The following is a 17,222-nucleotide window of genomic DNA, read 5'->3' on the forward strand; positions in this document are numbered from 1 at the left end:
TCCACCACCACGACGTCCATGGCGTTGGAGCGCACCAGCGCCTCGGCGATCTCCAACGCCTGCTCGCCGGTGTCCGGCTGGCTCACGTAGAGGTTGTTGAGATCCACGCCGACCTTCGCTGCGTAGGTTGGATCGAGCGCGTGTTCGACGTCGACGAAGCCGCAGATGCCGCCGTTGCGCTGCGCTTCGGCGATGACATGGAGACAGATGGTTGTTTTGCCCGAACTTTCTGGACCGTAGATTTCGATGATGCGCCCGCGCGGCAGGCCGCCGACGCCGAGCGCAATATCCAGGCTTAAACTTCCGGTGGGGATCGCTTCCACCTGCAGCCGGGTGGCCTCACCCAGCCGCATCACGATGCCTTCACCGTAGCGTTTATTGAGACCAGCCAGGGTCGTCTCCAGAGCTTTCTGGCGACCATCTGCACCCATGAGCGACTCCAGGAAAGCAGTCGAAAGGCGCTAATAGAACCGGCCGAGCGCCAGACCTTGCAAGCTTTGTCACACGCTTCATTGCTGCTGTAGCGTTAGCCTGTAGTTTACCGAAACGCCGACAATCTTGCAAACGTTCGCGTAGCTATTTTCATTTTCTGTCAAATTGTCCGCTTCGCTTCACGGCAGGTAGAGCTGCTCTCGCAGACGCACGATCGTCTGCCGCACGGTTTCGCTGCGTTGAAGCTCGACAGCGATTTTGTCAATGCCATGGCTGACGGTGCTGTGGTCGCGTCCACCCAGGTGCTCCCCAATGGCGGGCAACGAGAGGTTGTTTTCCGTGCGCAGGAGATACATGGCGACCTGACGCGCATGCGCAATGTCCGCGGTCCGTCGTCTGCCGGTCAGATCGGCGGGCGTCAGCCCAAAATAGGCGGCGACGCGTTCGATGGTGCGAGCGGGCGCACAGACGCTGCGCTGCGGGGCCACTCTATCGAGCACGCTGGCGGCGAGCCTGCTATCCACCGGCTGCGCCTGCATCACGGCGTGCATCCAGACATGATTGAGCGCGCCCTCCAACTCGCGCACATTGCTCTCGATGCGCTGCGCAATCAGTTCCAGCACCTCTTGAGGCACGTGCATCCCCTGACGGTCCGCCTTGGTGCGCAGGATCGCCAACCGCGTGTCAAAGTCTGGGGTCACGATGTCCGTCTTCAAGCCGCCCTCAAACCGGTTGCGCAAACGCTCCTCGATGCGCGGCAATTCGCTTGGCGGGCAGTCGCTGGTGAAAACGACTTGCTTGCCTGCCGCATGAAGGTGGTTGAAAGTGTGGAAAAGCTCTTCCTGAGTGCTCTCCTTGCCCACGATGAACTGAATGTCATCCACCAGGAGCACATCGATCTCTCGATACTTCGCTCGAAATTGATCGGTGGCGCGATCGCGGATGGCGTTCACCAAATCATGGGTGAACTGTTCAGCCGAACAATAGAGCACCTTGCAACCGGTCTCCACGAGTCGGTTGCCGATGGCGTTCAACAGGTGCGTCTTGCCCAGCCCCACCCCACCGTAGATATACAGCGGGTTGAAGCGTTGTCCCGGCTCGCGCACAACCATCTCCGCCGCAGTGAAGGCCAGACGATTGTGCTTGCCCACGACAAAGGACTCAAAGGTGTATTTGCTGTTCAGCATCCCTACGACGCGGGAAGAGGCAGGCGTCGTGGACGGCGTTGGACGTTGCGCCTGCACCGACTCTGCAGCGTGGGGTTGCGCGCTGCTCGACGCTTCATACAACGGCGCAGGTTTATTGGCATGGGCAGGCTGCGACGCCGGCGCCACCCGGAACGAAACATCGACCGAGCTGCGCTGCATGATGCTCGCCAGTTTGCGCTTGATTTTCGAGCGCAGCCTCGCCTGCGCCCAGTCCAGATAATAAGCGTTGGGCAAGCCGACGATGAAATGTCCATCCTCATAATGCAACACTTGGCTCGCCTGAATGCAAGCGTCGAGTTGGCTAGAGGGCATTTCCAGTGCAAATTCAGCCAACACCTGACGCCAAACCCCATGCGGATCTACGGCGGTCTCCGCCTGCGTTGCGTTCGCTGGCGTTCGCAGCGCCTCGCTCAACAGAGAATCGGCGCTGAATCCATCCTTCTCCGGGCTGAGGCTGAGGGAGCCGTCCAGCTCGTGATCACCATGCTCCAGCGCAACCTCTTTGGCTGCGCTGTCCCTGCAGGTGGACAACAAACCTCGAGCAGCGTCATCATGAGGCGCAACTTCAGGAGCTTCTTCCGACCATGAGCGTTTTCGCTCCCAAGCATTGGTGTGTAGAGTGTCCATAAACGACGCCTGATAGTGGAAGTGCGAAAGGATCGACGTCCTGTCGCGCCGGGCTCGGTGCAAACGGTTCGAATGTGCTTTGACAACTTCACGGTTCAGGTTTGCACGGTTCAGGCTTGTTCGCAAAGTCCCGTCCCCTTCTTTGTCGACACAAATCGAGCCAGCTTAAGTTGGTCCCAAATTTCAGGCCGCGATCAGCCTGGCTCTGGAAGCACAGCTTCCTCCAGAGACAAAGAAAGCGCATGCAGACCATACGCTTTGCGATGTTATGTAGATTCGGTGCGCAATGTCCGATATATTACGAACGCTGGCGGTTCGTCTTTGATAGCGACCGTGCGTTGTGGAGATGCATCCCAAGCGACGCATCCCAAATGGCGAAGTTGGCGCCGACTCCGATGTTGTGCTGCTTTGGCGCTAAATATCGTGGGGCGAACTTCGTCGTTTCATTTCATGGTCGTTTCATTTCATGGTCGTCTCATTTCATGTTGGTCAGTGTACCAAAATCCCGGCAAGATGCCAATGCAGGCGAGAGGGCGTTTGAGGGGGGATTTTGCGCATTATCGTCAATCCAAGCGAATCAGAAAGTTTGTGCTACACAAAATGTAGCCTCGCTGCGATCGAACATCTCAATCTGTGTCTATCGGTGTGTCATGAACGGTGCGCAACTTTTAAGGAAGGAATCTTTTTTGCAAATCCGCCGTTAACCTGCTGTTATAATTGTCCACATTGACATTTTCATGTTCCAGCGACAACGCAATATTTCCACAGAGTTATCCACAGATCGAAGCTGTTTTGCAAGAAAGAATACAAAAATGAAGCGCAATTCAATTTCTATTGCACATTCTGTAAACGTTCTTTTAACGAGCGCGGTGGAACCAACCAATTCACCGCTTCTCTCCGTTAACATTGAGGCGTATGGCGTATTTCAACTATAGAACTTACTGGCCCGCGGACTGGGGGGGCCGTCGCGCTTTCAGCGCTGCATGGTGGAAAATCTATGCAGACGATCCGCGCTGGCCTCCTCCTCACATTGCCGCCTGGAACTTCCTTGTGCGCGGGAGCGCTGCTTATCACCGCCGCGTTGCGGCGCGCTTGCTCTATATGGAGGCGCTTCCCCGTCGCTCTCGGTCGCCTGGCGCTTGGCCGTCGCAGCCCGTCATCGCCGGCGCCGTCTTCGAGGAGCCGGTCGCCGCCGCAATTGTACTATGCGAACCCTCTGCACAGGGCGCGCTTTACCTCAGCATGTTGCACTGCGTCAACGATGAAGAGACGCTCGACCGGCTGCTGGGAGCTGCGCTGGAGTACGGCGCAGAGATGAATTGCACTCGCATTGTCGCGCCGGTCGATATTCTTCCAGGGTGGAGCGACGGCGCCCTGACCAACTGTTTTCACTTGCCCCCTCCCTTGCACACGCCGTACAATCCGCCTTATCTGGCCGATCTGTTAGGCGCCAGCATGACCTCTTCCCGGCAGACAGTGCTGCTGCATTTGCCGGTGAAAGCGCAGCCAGAGCCGGTGGAGGGGCCAGCGACGCTGCGGCCGGCGACGCTGGCCGAACTCACCGACGCGTTGTCGCCGCTGCTGGCCGCCGCCATTGCGCCCCATGCGGGAATGCCAGGACTGAGCGCAGACGCCGCCGAACTGCTGGTGCGGTGGATTTCCGTCTATCCGGCGACCGGATGGGTCGCGCTCATCGAAGGGGAGGCGGTCGGCTGCATCTTCGTGCAAGCGGACCTGGCGCCTTTGCTGCAGCGTCTCAAGGGAGGTCGCCCGCTGTGGCTGCGGCCGCTTCTCTCTCTTATGCGGCAGCGGCGAACCACGCGGGGTCGGTTGCTCTTCGGCGCCGTTGCTCCTGCGTGGCGACGTCGCGGCGTCGGCCGGCAGCTGTTGGGGCGGGCATTGAGTTTCGCGGCGGAGGCCGGCTGGCGCACGCTTGTCTGCGGGCCATTTGTCGATTCGTCTCCTGCTGTGACATGCTTACAGAAAGCAGGCGCTCACATTGAACAACGCTATGAGCTCTTTGAACTGGATGGATGAACGAGCATGCTGACGACGAATCCAGAAACGCGGCCTCAGGATATCACCATCGACCGAACCGCCGGTGTGATGAAAATCCTCTGGCTGGATGGCCATACAAGTGAATTTCCCCTGCGCTGGCTGCGCGCCAACTGCCCCTGCGCAACCTGCCGCGAGGAGCGACGCGCAGCCGCCCTGGCGGTCGCCGATCCCCTGCGCCTGACCGCTGCGCCGCCGCCGAGCACGGAGGTGACGGGGGCGGAATTCGTAGGCCAATACGCCATCCGCCTGACCTGGAGCGACGGTCATGCGACCGGCATCTTCCCCTTTGCGGCGTTGCGCGCTTCCTGTCCTTGCCCGGCCTGCAATCCAGAAGGCGCGCCGCCGCTGGTGATGGACTGAGCAGCGGGCGCGATTTGTAGCGCAGTTGACACACTTTCGCCCTCGAATCTGTCAAGATGATTCTGTCGAGAGGATAAAGACAGGCTTAGCTCCTCATCGGCGATGGGCGGGCAGAGGATGCGCACATGAACGTCAACCTGGCGGAATTTAAGCTTCTTGGCATCGATGTGAAGGTGCACTGGTCGTTTGTGCTGGTGCTTGCCTTCGGCGCTTTCCTTTATGGCGCCGGACCCGCCGGATGGCTTGTCGGCGGCCTCTACGGCGCGCTGACGATTGCGCTGCTTTTCGTTTGTGTGACAATGCACGAATACGGCCACGCGCTGGCGGCCCGACGCTTTGGCATCGGCACGCGCAGCATCCTGCTTCTGCCGATCGGCGGCGTCGCCAACCTGGAGCGCATTCCCGAAAAGCCTGCGCAGGAGATCATCATCGTCGCCGCCGGCCCCCTGGTCAATCTGGCGCTGGCGATTTTGCTGTTGCCTCTGGCGTTGGCGCTGGGCGATGGACAGCGCATCTTCAGCCTGAACGCCATGGCCGCCAACATACAAAATCCGGGCGTCTTCAACCTGATCGTTTTTCTGATCTCAACCAACATCCTGCTGGCGCTCTTCAACCTGCTGCCCGCCTTTCCGCTGGACGGCGGTCGCCTGTTGCGCGCAGCGCTGGCTTACGCCATGCCCTATCGCCGGGCGACCCAGACGGCGGTGGCGGTCGGGCGGATGTTGGCGGTGCTAATGGCGGTCTTCGGCATCTTTACGGGGGCCATCGGGTTGTTGTTGATCGCCTTTTTCGTCTATATCGGCGGCTCGGCGGAGCTGGAGGCGGTGAGCAGCCGCGCCGTACTGCGCAATTTCCGCGCCGGCGACGCCCTGACGCACAACGCCGTCAATCTCTACACCAGCGAACGCCTGGAGCGCGCCACACAGTTGATCATGAGCTCTTATCAGACGGACTATCCTGTGCGCGATCTAGCGGGCAACTTCGTCGGCGTGCTGACGCGGCCGCGGCTGATCCATGCGCTGCGCGAGCAAGGGCCTGAGGCGCGCATCGTCGACGTCATGCAGCCTGCCGCCGACGTGCCTCGCTCTTCGCCGCAGGACGACCTGGCCACCGTCTGGGAAATGATGAGCCAGAGCGGCAGTCGCGTCGTCGCTGTGGCGGAGCAAGGTCAGGTGTTGGGCATCATCACCAGCGACGACATTTCCGAGGTCTTTCAGGTGATGGGCGCCATGTTGGAGCGCCGCCCTTCTCCGGCCTCATTCGGCGGCGAAGACCGCGAGCGGGGCACGTATGTCTGAACCCTCCGTCATGCGCGCCTTGGAGACCGACGCAGGCGTCATTGCGTATGAAGTGATCGCTGCGCGAACCGGCGCGCAGGCGCCGACGCTGGTCTTGTTGCACAACTTCATGAGCACGGGGCGCGCCGCCTGGGGTCCTTTGCTTGAGCCGTTGAGCGAGCGGCACCGCATTCTGTTGCCCGACCTGCCCGGACACGGACGTTCGATCGGTCATCCTCCTGGTTTTCACCATCGCGCCATGGCGCGGCAGCTCGCTGCGTTGCTTGAGCATGAAGGGGCGACGAAGGCGCACCTGGCGGGCTGCAGCAGCGGTGGAATGTTGGCGCAATTGATGGTGGTCGAAAAGTTGGCGCAGCCGGCGACGCTTACGCTGATCAGCACGACCTACAGCGTCAACCCCGCCACCACCGGCCACGTCGCTCCGCTGGAGCCTGCGCATTTTCAGGCCGGACGACGCTGGATGGAGGCGACCGCGCGGCTGCATGACCCCTATCGTTACGATGGTTACTATGAGGAGATTCTACTCGCCGGCTTTCGTCGCCTGCGGCCGGAGACATCGATCGATCTACAGCTCGAAGACCTGGCGCGCTTCCCCATGCCGGTCTGCTTGATTCACGGCGCAGAGGATGAATTCTTTCCTGTCGCCATCCCTCAGGCCATGGCGGCTGCGCTGCCTCGCGCCGAGCTGCATATCCTTCCTCGACAGACCCATGCACTTCTTTTTCGCCAGCCATGGCGCGTCGCCGAGATTATGGTACAATTCTTAAACACCCACGCGGCGGCCGATGGTTCTCATCTGCTGCGCGCCGCGCCGGCGACCTGACAAAATCAACCATTCTCTCCGTCGAACGAGGGAGCCTTATATGAGGACGACGAAGCCGATCCGGCTGGCGCCATCTATTTTGACGGCGGATTTTGGCCATCTTGCAGAGCAGATTGCAGCCGCCGAGGCGGGCGGCGCCGATTATATCCATCTTGACGTCATGGACGGGCGATTTGTGCCCAACATCACCTTTGGTCCTTTGATCGTGCAGGCGGTGCGGAAGGTCACGACGCTGCCGCTTGATGTGCATTTGATGATTGAAGAGCCTGAGCGCTACTTGAATGAATTCGCCGAGGCCGGCGCAGACATCATCACCGTGCACGCCGAGGCGACGGCGCACTTGCATCGCACCGTGCAGCAGATCGTTCAACTAGGTCGCAAGGCGGGCGTCGCCATCAATCCGGCGACGCCGGTGGAGGCGCTCCGGGAGGTGGCGCCGTTCGTCGATCAGGTGCTGGTGATGACGGTCAACCCCGGCTTTGGCGCGCAGCGTTTCATCGAAACGATGACGGCCAAGATTCGGCGCATGCGTCGCCTCATGGAGGATCTCTGCCCGCTGGCCGATCTAGAGGTCGACGGCGGCATTCATCCGGAGAACATCGCCGACGTCGTCTACTCCGGCGCCAACGTCATCGTGGTCGGGAGCGCTGTGTTCAACGACAAAGACACGCCGGCCGCCAATCTGGCGCTGTTGCGCAGCCAGTTGCTCGAAGAGGTGTGACGCACTTTTTACAGAAAAAAGCGTTCGTAAAACAACACCGACTGGTAGATGAACGGCAGCGTGAAGAGCAGGCTATCGAGCCGGTCGAGCATGCCGCCGTGCCCGAGGAAGAAGGTGCCGCTGTCCTTGACGCCGAACTGGCGCTTGAGCATGCTGATGGAGAGATCGCCGAAGAAGGCAAGGACGCCGGCGACCAGTCCAATGAAGGCGCCGAAGAATGGGCCGTTGCGCACCGGCAACACCGCCGCCAGGATGGCGCCCGCGACGGCTGCGAAGATCCAGCCGCCGATCGTGCCCTCCCAGCTTTTTTTAGGGCTGAGCCGCGGCGCAATTTTATGTTTGCCGAAGGTGACGCCTACAAAAAAAGCTGCAGAGTCATTGGCCCAGGTCACCAAAAAACCGAACAAGAGATAGGCGAAGCCATTTTCCAGAAAGCGCAGCGAAACGATCTGTCCGAGCATGACGCCCAGATAGATGGCGACAACGCTGGTGGAGAGCCAGGCATTGACCGGGTTCTCGTGCAGAAAGAGGCAATAGGTCAGCGTCACCAGAAAACCTGCAACCAGCACGGCGTCGGTCGGGAAGGAGAGCAGCTCGATGAGGCGCATGGTGGGTTCCGTCAGCAGATTGGTGAGCGGGACCGAAGAGCGCTGAACCTGCACAGGGTCCCACCCCGAAAGAAAGAGCAACACCGCCCACGGCACGCCGATCCAGCGCACAGGGTGATAATCGCCCCTGGAGAACATATGATACATCTCCAGAGCGCCGACGATGGTGACGGCGACGCCGAGCACCAATCCCCAAACGCCACCCAGATAGATTGGAACGACGACAATTGGAATTGCGATCAAAGCGGCGATGATTCGTGTGCGCACAGGGAAGCTCTCGCCAGAGGAGGTCGCCGTCTGGATTGAAAAACGGCGGATGCTATTTGTTCAAGACGCGACCAAAGCGTCGCTCTCGACGGCTATATTCGATCAAGGCGCGGTCTAGCTCGGCTTCATCGAAGTCTGGCCAATAGGTCGGCGTCGTGTAGTACTCGGCGTAGGCGGCCTGCCAGATCAGGAAATTGCTCAGGCGCCACTCGCCGCCGGTGCGGATGATCAGGTCCGGATCGGGCAGTCCCCCGATGTACATGTAATTGCTCAACGTCTCTTCCGTCAGCTTTTCAGGGGGGATGCCGTCGCGGATGATGTGACGAACGGCGTCGACGATCTCGGCGCGACCTCCGTAGTTGAAAGCGACGTTGAGGATGATGCGATCGTTGTTCTTGGTGACCTCCAGCGCATGACGAATCTGTTTTTGCAGATGTTGGTTGATGCCTTCCATGCGACCGCTGTGCAGAATGCGCACGCCGTTGCGGTTCAACTCATCCAGTTGGCGCTGAATCGTCAGCCCAAGCAAACGCATCAGACCGCTGACTTCATCCGGAGGCCGATGCCAGTTTTCGGTGGAGAAGGCGTAGATGGTCAACACCTTGACGCCGCGGCGCACACAGTGTTCAAGAATGCGTCGGATGTTGTCGACGCCCGCCTGATGGCCGGCCAGCCGAGGCAATCCGCGCGCCTGCGCCCACCGGCCATTGCCGTCCATGATGATGCCGATATGATGGGGCACGCTGGTGATTTCAGGCGGCAGCTCAATTTGGCTTTGAAGCGATTCGGTCTGAGTCGTCACAGACGAACATTCTCCTGCGTCAGACGGTCATGATCTCCGCGTCTTTTTCTTTGACGATTTCATCCACGCGCTTGATGTGCTGGTCGGTCATCTCTTGAATTTTTTCCTCGGCGCGTTTGCGTTCATCTTCGGAGATCAGGCTCTCTTTTTCGAGTTCAGCCAGATCCTTGTTGGCGTCGCGCCGGATGTTGCGGATCGCCACTCGGGCCTCCTCCCCGCGCTTGTTGACAACCTTTGTCAACTCACGTCGGCGCTCTTCGTTGAGGGGGGGAATGACGAGCCGAATGACTTGCCCGTCGTTGGTGGGCGTCAACCCCAGATCGGATTTGGCGATCGCCTTTTCAATGGCCGGGATGTCCCCGCGCGTGTAGGGGCGAATCAAAATCTGTTGCGCTTCGGGCACAGAAATCGTGGCGAGCTGTTGCAGAGGGGTTGGAACGCCATAATAGTCGACCATGATGTGCTCCACCAGCGCCGGAGAGGCGCGGCCGGTGCGAATCGTCATCAGGTCATGACGAAGCGCTTCGATCGCTTTTCCCATGCGTTCTTTCGCATCTGCAATGACGTCACTGATCATATGTGCACTCCTCTTCTGGGAGAATCGGTGAAAAGTCTGCTCTCTTCTGGTCGCCGGGCCTGGCCACCAGGGCAGGAAAGACGGTCAATAGCTGCTATTGTAACAAATTCCGCCGGAAGTGAAAACCAGCCATGCGTATTTTTGCAAGGGAGCCGTCAATTCGCCTGGATGACTGCGAGCCGAAGCGGCTTCAGCTCATGCTGTGATGGTGGTGCCGACAGGCTCGCCGAGCACGACGCGTTCCAGCGCCCCTTCTTCCCAAAGATTGATGACCGCAATCGGCAGGTCGTTGTCCATGCACATCGCCATGGCCGTGCTGTCCATGACGCCCAGCCGCATATTGAGCGCCTCGATGTAGGTCAGATGCTCGAAGCGCTTGGCGTCTCGATCTTTCTTCGGGTCACGGTCGTAGACGGCGTCCACCTTGGTGGCTTTGATCAAGATTTCGGCGTCGATCTCCATGGCGCGCAGCGAAGCGGCCGTGTCCGTCGTAAAGTACGGGTTGCCGGTGCCGGCGCCGAAAATAATCACGCGCCCCTTCTCCAAATGGCGCACAGCGCGGCGTTGAATGTACGGCTCCGCCACCGCGCGCACCTCGATGCCGGTCATCACCCGCGTCGGAATGCCGATGCGCTCCAGCGCGTCTTGCAGCGCCAACGCGTTCATCACCGTCGCCAGCATTCCCATGTGGTCGGCGGTGACGCGTTCCATGCCGTGGTCGAGACCATCTTGTTTGCCGCGCCACAGGTTGCCGCCGCCGATGACGATGGCGACCTGCACCCCCATGTTGACGACGTTGCGCACCATGCGCGCCACAAACTCCGCCTGGCGCGGATCGATGCCGAAGCCGCCTTCGCCGGCCAGCGCCTCTCCTCCGAGTTTGAGCAAGATGCGTCGATATTTGAGCTCCGCCATAGCTGTTCCTTTATCACTCTCTCAATCGGGTTTTCAACTCTGCGTCGATCCTCCAGAACCGGATAAAGAAACGCCCAGCCTGCTCAATCGGCTGGGCATCTCCGATTACTCTGCACCGACTTCAAAGCGACAGAATCGCCTGACCTTTATGTTCTCTCCCAGCGAAGCGATGCGGCTGGTCAGCAGATCCTTGATGGTGATCTGGGGATCTTTGATGAAGGGCTGCTCGAGCAGACAGACCTCCTCGTACCACTTCTCGAGCTTGCCGTCGACGATGCGCTCGATGACCTCGGCGGGCTTGCCGCTGTTGGCCATCTGCTCCCGGTACACCTCGCGCTCCTTGGCGATGACGTCGGCAGGCACGTCTTCGCGTGAGATGTATTGCGGGCGAGAGGCCGTCACGTGCATGGCCAGGTCGCGCGCCAGCTGTTGGAACTCCTCGGTGCGCGCCACGAAGTCGGTCTCACAGTTCACTTCAACCAGCGAGGCCACTTTGCTGCCCGGATGCACGTAGGAGCCGATCAGTCCTTCATTGGCCTCGCGACCGGCTTTCTTGGCGGCCGTGGCAAGACCTTTCTTGCGCAGAATTTCGACGGCTGCGTCGAAGTCGCCGTTCGTCTCGAGCAGCGCTTTTTTGCAGTCGAGAACGCCGGCGTTGGTCGCCTCGCGCAGTTGTTTAACCATTTCGGCGGTGATTTCAGCCATAGTTGAGTCCTCTTGATTTATTCTTCTTCGTCTGCAAGTTCTTCTTCAAATTCTTCTTCAGCTTCCTCGTATTCCTCTTCGATCTCTTCGTATGCCTCAAACTCCTCATCGTCGAGGCTCTTGAGTTTGGCCAGCACGCTCGGGCCAAGGTACTGCTCCATCTCCGCCAGCTCTTCGCTGCTGACCTGGCCGGTTTCCACCATTTCGACTTCGCGGATGCGCAGGCCTTCCTCGGCTGCATCGGCGATGGCGCCGACGATCAGCTTAATGGCGCGGATGGCGTCGTCATTGGAAGGAATCACGTAGGTCACCGGCTCCGGATCGGAGTTGGTGTCGACCATGCCGATGACGGGGATGCGCACCTTGTTGGCCTCTTTCACCGCCAGCTCTTCAACGGTGGTGTCGACGACGAAGAGCAGGTCGGGCAGGCTGCGCATGGTCTTGAGACCGCCGATGCGTCGGTTGAGCTTCTCCACCTCGCGCTGGATGCCGAGCCGCTCTTTCTTGCCCAGATTGTTGAATTCCCCGGCGTCGATGCGGCGCTCCAGCTGCAACAGATAGGTGATGCGCTGCCGGATGGTCGTCCAGTTGGTCAGGGTGCCGCCCAGCCAGCGCTGATTCACATATGGCATGCTGCAGCGCAGCGCCTCCTGTTCGATGGTGGCTTGCGCCTGGCGCTTGGTACCGACAAAGAGGACCGTCCCCCCCTTGGCGACCGTGTTGCGCACCACATCGGTGGCCCTGTTGAGCGCCTCCAGGGTCTGCTGCAGATCGATGATGTGAATCCCGCTGCGCTCCGTAAAAATGTAGGGGCGCATTTTGGGATTCCACCGCCGCGTGCGGTGCCCGAAGTGGACGCCCGCCTCCAAAAGCTGTTTCATGGTGATGTTTGCCATACAATCTCCTCTTGGGTTAGACTTCCGCCTTCTTCATTCCGAAGAGCCGACCTCCAGACGCGCTGCTGGGGGCACCCATTCTCCGGTCGGAAGGCGTGATAGATTCTCGAGGCGCCGAAAACGCGCCAAGCAGAAATGATACCATAGCTCAAGAATTGCATTCAAACGGCGAGCGGCGAAAATTGCAACAATTCAAAGGGGCAGAGAGGGAAGAGGCGTGGACGGCGATCGCCAGACGTTTCAGGAGACGTCTGACGCGTTGTCGCGGTTTTTGAAATCGACGAAACGATAGCCCAACCCTCGTTCTGTGAAAATATAGCGCGGATTGCTGGGGTCTGGTTCGATCTTCTGACGCAAGTAGGTGATGTAGAGTCGCAGCAGATGGTTGTCGTTGGCGTATTCGTGGCCCCACACTTTGGTGAGCAATGTTTCGTGAGGCAACACCCAGCCGGCGTTCTGGATCAGATGATAGAGCAGGCGATATTCGGTCGGGCGCAGGTTGATGCGCTTGCCCTCGACGATCACCTGACGCCGTTGGAGGTCGACCTGCAGCCGATCGTCGATCGTGATGATCTGGTCTTCCGGCCGGCCTTGCGGCTCAAAACGGCGCAGCACGGCGCGGATGCGGCTGGCGAGTTCGCGCGGGCTGAACGGCTTGGTCACATAGTCGTCGGCGCCGAGGTCCAGCCCCTTGATGCGGTCGTCTTCATCCGCACGCACCGTGAGCATGATCACCGGCGCATCGGTGATCTCGCGGATGCGTCGCAAGGTCTCAAAGCCATCCATGCCGGGCATCTCCACATCGAGCAAGATCAGGTCCGGCTGATGGTCGCGCACCTTTTCCAGCGCTTGAAAGCCGTTGTTGGCCTCCAGTGTGATATAGCCTTCGAGATCGAGGTTCATCTTCACAAAGCGCACGATGCGCGGCTCGTCGTCGACAATCAGGATGGTTTTGGGCGTGCTCATAGTTCGGTAGTGTACGTCAAAGCCTCAAAATTCGCCAACGATGCTTGCCTGATAATTCTTTTCACCACTGTTGCACGCACCCGCCCCTACGTTGACCCTGAGAACAGAGAAGAGGCGTCAGGGGGTGCGCGACTGCAGCCGCGCACCCTTAGCGGCCATCTATTTCACAGCTTCCATCCTGACCTGGGCGGGCGACATCCCCTCCGATTGCGCCGTGAGGACAATTTCGCCGGGTTCGCCGTTGCTGCGAACCACGGCGAACAGATGTCCCCGGTATGCTCTGCGACGATTGCCCACGTACGGCTCTTCAGAGAGGGGATTGCCTGTCCCGATTGCCAACAGCTCGCCGACGCCGCTGACCGTCACCGTAATTTCCGGCTCGCGGTGTTTCACCAGCCTGCCTTCAGCGTCTCGGACAGTGACATCGACGTAGATGATTTCGCCGATGTCCGCTTTGATGATCGTGCGATCCGCAGCGAGCTGCAATGCAGTCGGCTCAGAGGTGGTCTCAAGCGTATAACGACCGCTTTCTCGACCGTTCTTGTAGCCGATCGCCTCGATGACGCCGGGTTGATAGATGACCTCAAAGCTGACCTTGTTCTCAGCCGCTGCGCCTGCAGGCTTGCGCCCTACATGCTGTCCGTTGAGGCGCAATTCCACCTCATCATCGACGGAATAAACGTCCACGCGCGTGGGTTTGCCCTCTTGTCCTGGGAAAGTCCACGTGTCCAGAACCGGGTCCCACGCCCATGGGTTGAACGCAATGTTTTGGCCGAACAATTCCGGCGGAAGCACGGCGATGAAGGGATCGGTGCGCACGCCCCACAACAACTCGCGATAGTAAGACTGAGGACGCTTTACACCGCAGATGTCGAAATCTCCGCAGCCGTATAGATGATATGGGTACGGCGCGCCCATCGACGGCGAACCGTCGGTCGTAAATGCGCCGAAGCCCGCTTCGCCGATGTAGTCCATGGCGACCCAAATGAAATCGCCGATGACGTGGGGCAGCCGAGCGGTTTCCGTCCAGAAGAAATAAGAGCGATGTCCCCAGCTCTCCGTCCCGACGATAATGCGGCCCGGAAAGCGTCGCTGATCCACTGCATAGCGCTGCGGCATATAATTGTATCCAACCACATCCAGCGGCCTGACGAACGCGGCGGTGAGCTTTCCCCATGCATCCCTGGCCGGGTCTTCGGGGATGGACGGCAACTTGAAAAACGCCCCTGGATCGCCGGACTCGATGAATTCGATGAAGTACGGCATGACGCCGGAGGTGACAGGGCGGGTGTTGTCCAGGCTGCGCACGAAGTCCGCCTGGCGTTGCGCCAGCTCCGCGCCGACGGGCGAGCCGAACGCCTCCAGGATTTCATTGCCGATCGACCACATGACGACCGACGGATGGTTGCGATCGCGCTTGACCATCGCTTCTGTGTCGCGACGCCACCAATCGTTGAAATACAGGTGATAGTCGTTGGGCGTCTTGCTCAGTGTCCACGCGTCGAAGCTTTCGTCGATGACGAGCATGCCTATGCGGTCGCAAGCGTCCAACAGCGCGGGTGCAGGGGGGTTGTGCGCGCAGCGAATGGCGTTGTATCCGGCCGCTTTAAGCAACTCCACCTTGCGTTCTTCCGCACGGTCAAAGCTGGCGGCCCCCAGCGGGCCGTGATCATGATGGATGCAGCCGCCCTTCAGCTTCATGGGTTCGCCGTTCAACCGAAAGCCGCGTTCGGCGTCCACCTGAATCGAGCGAATGCCAAACGGGGTGGTCTCCGTATCAACGACCTCGCCGTCCACAAGCACTTCGCTGAACAGCGTATAGAGGTGAGGCTCTTCCACGGACCAGAGCTTGGCGTCTTTCACCAATAGGGTGTGCTGCACTGCAGCATAGCGCGTCGGCGTCTCTATCTGCGCCGCCACCGCGCCGTTTTCGTCCAGGATGGTGCTGCGCACGAGCACCGGCTTCAACCCATCCACGCCCGTCAGCTCGGTGTTCACCTGCACCACCGAGAGCGCTGGATCGACGACAGGCGTCGTAACGAACACGCCCCATGGCTGGATGTGCACCGCGCCGCCCACGCGCAGCCACACGTGGCGATAGATACCGGTGCCGGTGTACCAGCGGCTATTGGGTTGAGCTGTGTTGTTCGCCACGACGCTGAGCGTGTTTTCTTTTCCGTAGAGAAGGTAAGGGGTGATATCGACGATGAAACTGGTGTATCCGTATGGGTGAAAATAGACGAGCTGGGTGTTCACCGAAATCTCGGCGTTCATGTAAACGCCTTCAAACTCAAGCAGCACATGCTGACCTTGCCACGCCTCAGGCGCCACAAATTTTTTGCGGTAGTGGGCGACGCCGCCGGGGAAATATCCAACGTGGGCGCCGCCTGGGTTGTTGGTGCTGCGCGGCTTGCCGATCATGGCGTCGTGCGGCACATTCACCGGCCGCCATGCCGAGCGATCGAGAATGGCCTGAAAACCTGTCGCCTCTGAAAATTCCCAACCCTGGTCGAAATTGTATTTTTGCATTATCCCTTCTCCAATTCCGTGTTAGGTTGCTGAGTCGATTGAAGGCTGCACAGAGAGGTGCGGCAATTAGCCGCCTGACAGCATTATGTCATGATTGAACGCGTGGACTGTCGAATAATTATCTGAACTGGCAAAATGACATCGCAGACATCGTTCATCTTTGTCGCAGGATGATTAATTTTTTGCAACAGCCGTTGTGCAGCAACCTGCCCTAGTTCATAGGCAGGTTGGACGGCTACGGTGAGCTTAGGCTCGAACACGTAAGGGTCGGGAAGATCATCAAACACTACGACAGAAATATCCTCCGGCGTGCGCAGCCCTGCTTCTCGCATCACTGTCAAAGCGCCAGCGGCAATAAAGTTATTGCCAGCAAAGATTGCTGTGGGTCTTGGTCGTCGGGCCAGTAATGCTTGCATCCTGTCACGGCCGCTCTCAATTGTGAAGTCGCCGAATGTGACCAACGAAGGATCGATGGTCAAACCAGCCTCGTTTAAGGCCTGGGCATACCCTGCCACACGATCTTGGCTGACTGAAAGATTGGCGGGACCTGAAAGAGCAGCAATTTGCCGATGACCAAGATCTATCAGGTGCCGGACAAGTTGATAGGCGCCACCTATCGAATCCCCGCGCACGGTATCAACTTCTATATTTTTCACCTTGCGATCGATCACGACAACACCAACATTTTGGCGCAGTAACATTTGCACGGTTGTTCCGTCATTCGTCACCGGCGCAAGGAGCACGCCATCGACGCGTCTGCGCAGGAGCGCGGCTAGATAGCGGCTTTGTTTGGTTTCATTTTCATCCGTGTTGCAAAAGAAGACGCTGAATCCCTGTGCGCCGGCGACATCCTCGACGCCCCTGGCCACAGTGGTCCAGAAGGGATTGGTAATGTCGGGCAGCACAAGCGCAAGCGTGTTGGTTCGCTTCGATCGGAAGCTATGAGCTAGCATGTTAGGCACGTAGTGAAGTTCAGCGGCGGCTTCCTCCACGCGACGCCGCGTTTCTGGCTTGACGTAGCCAGAATTGTTCATCACCCTCGATACCGTGATCGGCGCTACCCCGGCGCGTTTTGCTACATCTCGAATCGTTGCCATCTTCTCCTCAATTTCCACCTTTCAACAAAGCCAAAAGAAACAACAACATCGTTTGGTTTTTCTATAGCGAAAGAGTTATGAAAAAAACGCTTGACAAAACCTCGTTCTGTGGATATTCTATACACAAATATATGGTACGCGTACCATTAAGTGGTTACGCCAATAGACACTCGTAAAGTTTGCTCCCAAATCCTGGTCAAGCCAGATTCGTTTAAATAGATCGCATATTCCCTTATGTGCGTAAAATGAAGCGCACCTTACGTTTTCAAAATAAAGTTTTTCGTGATCTGTGCTCTTGAATCGGCCTCTTGTCACGCAAGTGCTCTGGTATTT

16 protein-coding genes are annotated in these 17,222 nt (G+C 58.9%); 5 read left to right on the plus strand and 11 right to left on the minus strand.

Annotation, left to right across the window (positions count from 1 at the left end):
• Positions 1-431: ATPase domain-containing protein (locus Q0367_RS10795; protein ID WP_298982202.1), on the minus strand; the 431-nt coding region annotated here is incomplete at its 3' end.
• Positions 432-611: 180 nt separating this feature from the next.
• Positions 612-2,171, minus strand: coding sequence for a chromosomal replication initiator protein DnaA (dnaA, locus tag Q0367_RS10800; RefSeq protein ID WP_298982204.1), 1,560 nt, complete (start codon positions 2,169-2,171; stop codon positions 612-614).
• Positions 2,172-3,182: 1,011 nt separating this feature from the next.
• Between dnaA and Q0367_RS10805 the strand changes: the two genes are divergently transcribed.
• The 5 genes from Q0367_RS10805 to rpe all read left to right on the plus strand — a co-directional run bounded on the left by Q0367_RS10805 (position 3,183) and on the right by rpe (position 7,527).
• A complete protein-coding gene (locus tag Q0367_RS10805; protein ID WP_298982206.1) occupies positions 3,183-4,304 on the plus strand; it encodes a GNAT family N-acetyltransferase in 1,122 nt (373 codons plus the stop codon).
• A gap of 6 nt (positions 4,305-4,310) precedes the next feature.
• Entirely contained in the window at positions 4,311-4,685 is a 375-nt protein-coding gene (locus Q0367_RS10810) for a DUF971 domain-containing protein (RefSeq protein ID WP_298982207.1), read from the plus strand.
• 125 nt (positions 4,686-4,810) lie between these two features.
• On the plus strand, positions 4,811-5,983 hold the full coding sequence (locus Q0367_RS10815) for a site-2 protease family protein (RefSeq protein WP_297635349.1): 1,173 nt from the start codon (positions 4,811-4,813) through the stop codon (positions 5,981-5,983).
• Positions 5,976-6,806 carry an alpha/beta fold hydrolase gene (locus tag Q0367_RS10820; protein WP_297635352.1) on the plus strand — a complete coding sequence of 277 codons (831 nt, stop codon included), beginning with the start codon at positions 5,976-5,978 and terminating at the stop codon, positions 6,804-6,806. Before Q0367_RS10815 ends, Q0367_RS10820 begins: the two co-directional genes overlap by 8 nt.
• Before the next feature lie 40 nt (positions 6,807-6,846).
• The gene (gene rpe, locus Q0367_RS10825; RefSeq protein ID WP_297635355.1) at positions 6,847-7,527 is read left to right on the plus strand and encodes a ribulose-phosphate 3-epimerase; all 681 of its coding nucleotides are present in this window, start codon (positions 6,847-6,849) and stop codon (positions 7,525-7,527) included.
• A gap of 8 nt (positions 7,528-7,535) precedes the next feature.
• On the opposite strand, the gene Q0367_RS10830 is transcribed toward rpe, so the two are convergent.
• The 9 genes from Q0367_RS10830 to Q0367_RS10870 form a co-directional block, all read right to left on the minus strand.
• Positions 7,536-8,402 carry a phosphatidate cytidylyltransferase gene (locus Q0367_RS10830; RefSeq protein WP_297635359.1) on the minus strand — a complete coding sequence of 289 codons (867 nt, stop codon included), beginning with the start codon at positions 8,400-8,402 and terminating at the stop codon, positions 7,536-7,538.
• Between the two features lie 52 nt (positions 8,403-8,454).
• On the minus strand, positions 8,455-9,204 hold the full coding sequence (uppS, locus tag Q0367_RS10835) for a polyprenyl diphosphate synthase (RefSeq protein WP_297635363.1): 750 nt from the start codon (positions 9,202-9,204) through the stop codon (positions 8,455-8,457).
• A 19-nt stretch (positions 9,205-9,223) separates the two neighbouring features.
• On the minus strand, positions 9,224-9,781 hold the full coding sequence (gene frr / locus Q0367_RS10840) for a ribosome recycling factor (protein WP_297635372.1): 558 nt from the start codon (positions 9,779-9,781) through the stop codon (positions 9,224-9,226).
• 195 nt (positions 9,782-9,976) lie between these two features.
• Entirely contained in the window at positions 9,977-10,696 is a 720-nt protein-coding gene (gene pyrH, locus Q0367_RS10845) for a UMP kinase (protein WP_297635375.1), read from the minus strand.
• 105 nt (positions 10,697-10,801) lie between these two features.
• Positions 10,802-11,401: a translation elongation factor Ts gene (tsf, locus tag Q0367_RS10850; RefSeq protein WP_297635377.1), complete on the minus strand. Its 600-nt coding sequence runs from the start codon at positions 11,399-11,401 to the stop codon at positions 10,802-10,804.
• A 17-nt stretch (positions 11,402-11,418) separates the two neighbouring features.
• Positions 11,419-12,297 (minus strand): 30S ribosomal protein S2, encoded by an 879-nt coding sequence (gene rpsB, locus Q0367_RS10855; protein ID WP_297635380.1) that lies wholly within the window; start codon positions 12,295-12,297, stop codon positions 11,419-11,421.
• Between the two features lie 240 nt (positions 12,298-12,537).
• Positions 12,538-13,263, minus strand: coding sequence for a response regulator transcription factor (locus Q0367_RS10860; protein WP_297635382.1), 726 nt, complete (start codon positions 13,261-13,263; stop codon positions 12,538-12,540).
• Positions 13,264-13,422: 159 nt separating this feature from the next.
• Positions 13,423-15,792 carry a glycoside hydrolase family 2 TIM barrel-domain containing protein gene (locus Q0367_RS10865; protein WP_298982212.1) on the minus strand — a complete coding sequence of 790 codons (2,370 nt, stop codon included), beginning with the start codon at positions 15,790-15,792 and terminating at the stop codon, positions 13,423-13,425.
• Positions 15,793-15,875: 83 nt separating this feature from the next.
• Positions 15,876-16,889: a LacI family DNA-binding transcriptional regulator gene (locus Q0367_RS10870; protein WP_298982214.1), complete on the minus strand. Its 1,014-nt coding sequence runs from the start codon at positions 16,887-16,889 to the stop codon at positions 15,876-15,878.
• Positions 16,890-17,222: the final 333 nt, after the last annotated feature.

The sequence above is a fragment of the uncultured Caldilinea sp. genome, from assembly GCF_937128415.1.
Lineage (GTDB): Bacteria > Chloroflexota > Anaerolineae > Caldilineales > Caldilineaceae > Caldilinea.

What these genes read in the sequence shown, in the direction of transcription:
- rpe (WP_297635355.1), top strand. Translation starts at nt 6,847, where the DNA reads ATGAGGACGACGAAGCCGATCCGGCTGGCGCCATCTATTTTGACGGCG.
- Q0367_RS10820 (WP_297635352.1), top strand. Translation starts at nt 5,976, where the DNA reads ATGTCTGAACCCTCCGTCATGCGCGCCTTGGAGACCGACGCAGGCGTC.
- rpsB (WP_297635380.1), bottom strand. Translation starts at nt 12,297, where the DNA reads ATGGCAAACATCACCATGAAACAGCTTTTGGAGGCGGGCGTCCACTTC.
- Q0367_RS10860 (WP_297635382.1), bottom strand. Translation starts at nt 13,263, where the DNA reads ATGAGCACGCCCAAAACCATCCTGATTGTCGACGACGAGCCGCGCATC.
- tsf (WP_297635377.1), bottom strand. Translation starts at nt 11,401, where the DNA reads ATGGCTGAAATCACCGCCGAAATGGTTAAACAACTGCGCGAGGCGACC.
- Q0367_RS10865 (WP_298982212.1), bottom strand. Translation starts at nt 15,792, where the DNA reads ATGCAAAAATACAATTTCGACCAGGGTTGGGAATTTTCAGAGGCGACA.
- Q0367_RS10815 (WP_297635349.1), top strand. Translation starts at nt 4,811, where the DNA reads ATGAACGTCAACCTGGCGGAATTTAAGCTTCTTGGCATCGATGTGAAG.
- pyrH (WP_297635375.1), bottom strand. Translation starts at nt 10,696, where the DNA reads ATGGCGGAGCTCAAATATCGACGCATCTTGCTCAAACTCGGAGGAGAG.
- frr (WP_297635372.1), bottom strand. Translation starts at nt 9,781, where the DNA reads ATGATCAGTGACGTCATTGCAGATGCGAAAGAACGCATGGGAAAAGCG.
- Q0367_RS10805 (WP_298982206.1), top strand. Translation starts at nt 3,183, where the DNA reads ATGGCGTATTTCAACTATAGAACTTACTGGCCCGCGGACTGGGGGGGC.
- Q0367_RS10810 (WP_298982207.1), top strand. Translation starts at nt 4,311, where the DNA reads ATGCTGACGACGAATCCAGAAACGCGGCCTCAGGATATCACCATCGAC.
- Q0367_RS10870 (WP_298982214.1), bottom strand. Translation starts at nt 16,889, where the DNA reads ATGGCAACGATTCGAGATGTAGCAAAACGCGCCGGGGTAGCGCCGATC.